This window comes from Mesorhizobium sp. M7A.F.Ca.CA.002.04.1.1 (assembly GCF_004022805.1).
Classification (GTDB): Bacteria; Pseudomonadota; Alphaproteobacteria; order Rhizobiales; family Rhizobiaceae; genus Mesorhizobium; species Mesorhizobium ciceri.
Genome location: NZ_RZPL01000519.1, coordinates 1 through 4219, shown reverse-complemented (window position 1 = coordinate 4219; position 4219 = coordinate 1). Strand labels below are relative to the sequence as shown.

At 61.6% G+C, this 4219-nt stretch carries 5 protein-coding genes; 1 reads left to right on the top strand and 4 read right to left on the bottom strand.

The genetic code is table 11. The annotated features are described in order from the left end of the window. The 3 genes from ENZ75_RS23180 to ENZ75_RS23170 all read right to left on the bottom strand — a co-directional run. The coding region (locus ENZ75_RS23180) for an alpha-E domain-containing protein (RefSeq protein WP_206617082.1) at positions 1-462 on the bottom strand (462 nt) is incomplete at its 3' end. 133 nt (positions 463-595) lie between these two features. Beyond that, a complete protein-coding gene (locus ENZ75_RS23175; RefSeq protein WP_024503502.1) occupies positions 596-2008 on the bottom strand; it encodes a circularly permuted type 2 ATP-grasp protein in 1413 nt (470 codons plus the stop codon). 171 nt (positions 2009-2179) lie between these two features. After that, positions 2180-2416 (bottom strand): Lrp/AsnC family transcriptional regulator, encoded by a 237-nt coding sequence (locus tag ENZ75_RS23170; protein ID WP_010909609.1) that lies wholly within the window; start codon positions 2414-2416, stop codon positions 2180-2182. A 264-nt stretch (positions 2417-2680) separates the two neighbouring features. On the opposite strand from ENZ75_RS23170, the gene ENZ75_RS23165 reads away from it, so the two are divergent. Then, positions 2681-3100, top strand: coding sequence for a DUF4864 domain-containing protein (locus ENZ75_RS23165; RefSeq protein WP_063167942.1), 420 nt, complete (start codon positions 2681-2683; stop codon positions 3098-3100). Positions 3101-3104: 4 nt separating this feature from the next. Here the strand turns inward: ENZ75_RS23165 and tgt are convergent. Further along, positions 3105-4219, bottom strand: a 1115-nt coding sequence (gene tgt / locus ENZ75_RS23160) for a tRNA guanosine(34) transglycosylase Tgt (protein WP_128278338.1), incomplete at its 5' end; no start/stop codon positions are given.

Below are 4219 nucleotides of genomic sequence, written 5' to 3'. Positions count from 1 at the left end.
GCGCAGCATGGTGCCGTAGAACGAGCCGCGGATCAGCGCCGTCTCGCGCTTGATGGCGTCGAGCACGCTTGGCAGGTCGCGCTCGTCGATCGGCTTGGCCAGCATCCGCTTCAGCGCCATCCAGGCTTCGTTGATGCTTTCCCAGGTCTCGCGCGTCAGCGCGGTGCGCACCATGCGGGCATTGTTGCGGGCTGTCTCGATGGACGACATCGTGCTCGATGGGTTCGACGTGTCGCGCAACAGGAAGTCGGCGACATTGGCGGCGGTATAGTCGGAATATTTCTGGCTGAAGGTGACGTCGGAACCAGCGCTGAGCAGCACCGAATTCCACTCTTCCGAGGCGCTTTGGGTGCGGGTCAGCGCCATGCGCAGGCCGGCATCGACCAAGCGCGCCATGTTTTCCGCCCGCTCGATATAGCGGTTCATCCAATAGAGCCCGTTTGCGGTGCGGCCTAAAAGCATGAAGTGGCCCTTCGGGCTAGTGAGTAGCGAATAGTGAGCAGTGAATATTAAGCAATTGAATCTCAATGAAATATGGCATTTCCTGTCCCTCTATTTCCGCTACTGACTACTGACTATTCCCTACTCACTCGTCTCAATCATCCAACACCCAAGTATCTTTCGTCCCGCCGCCCTGCGACGAGTTCACAACCAGCGAACCTTCCTTCAACGCGACGCGTGTGAGGCCCCCAGGCACGATCTGGATGCGGTCGGAGACCAGCACATAGGGCCTGAGATCGACGTGGCGCGGCGCCAGCCCTTTTTCCGTCAGGATCGGGCATGTCGACAGCGCCAGCGTCGGCTGGGCAATATAATTCGATGGCTTGGCCGCCAACTTCTTGGCGAAGGTCTCGCATTCCTTCTTGGTTGCCGCAGGCCCGACCAGCATGCCGTAGCCGCCGGAACCGTGCACTTCCTTGATCACCAGCTCGTCGATGTGTTCGAGCACGTATTTCAGGCTGTCGGGCTCCGAGCAGCGCCAGGTCGGAATGTTGCCCAGGATTGCCTTGCGACCGGTGTAGAACTCGATGATCTCGGGCATGTAGGAATAGATCGCCTTGTCGTCGGCTATGCCGGTGCCCGGCGCATTGGCGATGGTGATGTTGCCGGCGCGATAGACATCCATGATGCCGGGTATGCCGAGAGCGGAATCCGGACGGAACGTCAGCGGGTCGAGGAAAGAATCATCGACGCGGCGGTAGAGCACATCGATCTGCTTGTAGCCTTCCGTCGTGCGCATGGCGACATGGCCGTCGACCACGCGCAGGTCCTGGCCTTCGACCAGTTGCACGCCCATCTGGTCGGCAAGGAAGGCGTGTTCGAAATAGGCGGAATTGAAGCTGCCGGGCGTCAGCACCGCAATGGTCGGCGCACCTTTGGTGCTTTGCGGCCGCACCGCCGCCAGCGACTGGCGCAGAAGCTGCGGGTAGTTTTCCACCGGCCGCACCTTGATCTTCTGGAACAGCTCGGGGAACAGCTGCATCATCGTCTCGCGGTTCTCCAGCATGTAGGAGACGCCGGACGGCGTGCGCGCATTGTCCTCCAGCACGTAGAACTCGTCCTCCGAGATGCGGACGATGTCGACGCCGATGATGTGGGTATAGACGCCGGCCGGCGGCCTGACCCCGATCATCTCCGGCAGGAATGCCTCATTCCTGGCGATCAATTCCCTGGGTACGCGCCCTGCCCGCAGGATTTCCTGGCGATGGTAGATGTCGTCGAGGAAGGCGTTCAGCGCCTGCACGCGCTGCTCGATGCCCTGCGTGAGGCGCCGCCATTCATTGCCTGAAATGATGCGGGGAACGATGTCGAACGGGATCAGCCGCTCGGAGGCTTCTTGCTCACCATAGACGGCGAAGGTGATGCCGGTCTTGCGGAAGACGCGTTCAGCGTCCTGCATCTTCTCGGTCAGCCTGGCTGGATCCTGCTCCTTCAGCCAGCGATCATACGCCGAATACGGTCTTCTCAATCCGGAGACTTCCGGAAGCATTTCATCGAACGCTGCCAATCGCATACTCCCCTGTGACGCCATTTCACTGGCGTCGCCGGAGAAAATCAAGCGCAATCGGTGATTTGGGAGATACGGGCGATCAGTATGTTGCGCCTGCCTAAAATTGAGGCAGCTGAAATATGACCTTGATCAGCCTTTGCCTCGTGCCCGGGCAAATGCGTTTACCGGCTAGAAAGCACGGAACGTGACGACGGTGAACGTGTCCTTGATGCCGGGGAGAATCTGCACCTTTTCGTTGACGAAATGGCCGACGTCTTCCTCGTCGTCGACATAGAATTTGGCGAGCAGATCGTAGTTGCCGGCGGTGGAGTAGATTTCCGAGGCGATCTCGGCATCGGCAAGCGCGCTGGCAACCTCATAGGATTTGCCGAGCTCGCATTTGATCTGCACGAAAAACGCCTTCATGGCTTCGTCCCGCTAAACGTCCAAGTCCAGCGGCCCTTCTGGCAGACTGGAGGCGGGCTTTCAAGCGCTGGAATCCGTACTCTGCCGGCCCAGGCCTGGGCTGCGACCTGCCGCAGCTCTCCGCCAGCATGCAACCTGCCGCCGAGCGCCAGCGATTATTCGCGATCGCTGAAACCGCGATGCGCTGCCAAGCGTATGTTATGATGCGTCTTCGGACAGCACCATTTCAAGGGAAGATGTTTCGCGGGACAACGGAGACAGGCCATGCGCCGCGCCTTTTTCGCATTCGCAGTCGTTCCATTCCTCTGCGTGTCGTCGGCATTGGCCGGCGATGCCGAGATCAAGGCAGGCCAGTCCGTCATCGACGGTCAGCTAAAGGCCCTCATCGCCAATGACGGCGCCACCGCCTACAGCTTCGCCGCCCCGAATGTGAAGCGGATCTTCCCGACCGTCGATGCCTTCATGAACATGGTGACCAACGGCTATCCGCCGGTGCGCAAGCCGCAGACTTATTCCTTCGGCAAGGTCGAGGAGACCGGTCCGGGTTCGATCGTCCAGCAGGTGCTGATCGTCGGCCCCGATGGCAAGGATTACGAGGCGGTCTATACGCTGCAGCAGCAGCCCGACGGCACGTTCCAGATCACCGGCTGCAGCCTGCGCGCCTCGAATTCGCTCAGCACTTGAGGCCTTACAGCAACGGGATATCGCCCCTCGCCCAGCCCTCGGTGATTTCGGCGCCGCGCGCCTCGAAGGTGCCAGCCTCGATCGCAGCGCGGATGTCCTGCATCAGTTTCTGGTAGTAGGACAGGTTGTTCCACGTCAAAAGCATGGCGCCGAGCGCTTCCTGCGAGCGCACCAGATGATGCAGATAGGCGCGTGAGTAGTCACGGGCGGCCGGGCAGTCGCTTTCCTCGTCGAGTGGGCGCGGATCGTCAGCATGGCGGGCGTTGCGCAGATTGACCTTGCCGCGCCTTGTATAGGCGAGGCCGTGGCGGCCGGCCCGTGTCGGCATCACGCAGTCGAACATGTCGATGCCGCGCGCCACCGACTTCAGGATATCGTCAGGCGTGCCGACGCCCATCAGATAGCGCGGTTTGTCCGCCGGCAGCTCCGGACAGGTGATGTCGAGCATCTCGAGCATCACCGCTTGCGGTTCGCCGACGGCCAGGCCGCCGACCGCATAGCCCTTCAACTCCATCGCGCTCAGCGCCTGCGCCGATCGCACCCGCAGCGCTGCGTTGTCGCCGCCTTGCACGATGCCGAACATCGCCTTGCCCGGCTGGTCGCCGAACGCCGTCTTGCAGCGCTCGGCCCAGCGCAGCGACAGCTCCATGGCGCGCTCGATCTCCTTCATTTCGGCCGGCAGCGCCGTGCATTCGTCGAGCTGCATCTGGATATCGGAATCGAGCAGCCCCTGAATCTCGATCGACCGCTCCGGCGACATCTCGTAGGCGGCGCCATCGATATGCGAGCGGAAGGTGACGCCCTTTTCGGTCAGCTTTCTCAGCTTCGACAGCGACATGACCTGGAAACCGCCACTGTCGGTCAGGATCGGATGCGGCCAGCGGGCGAATTCATGCAAGCCGCCGAGCCGCGCCACACGCTCGGCGCCTGGCCGCAGCATCAGATGGTAGGTGTTGCCAAGGATGATGTCGGCGCCGACGCCGCGCACCTGGTCCATATACATCGTCTTGACGGTACCGCCGGTGCCGACCGGCATGAAGGCTGGCGTGCGGATTTCGCCGCGCGGCATGTCGATCACGCCGCGCCGCGCCCTGCCGTCGATTGCCAGAACCTTGAAGC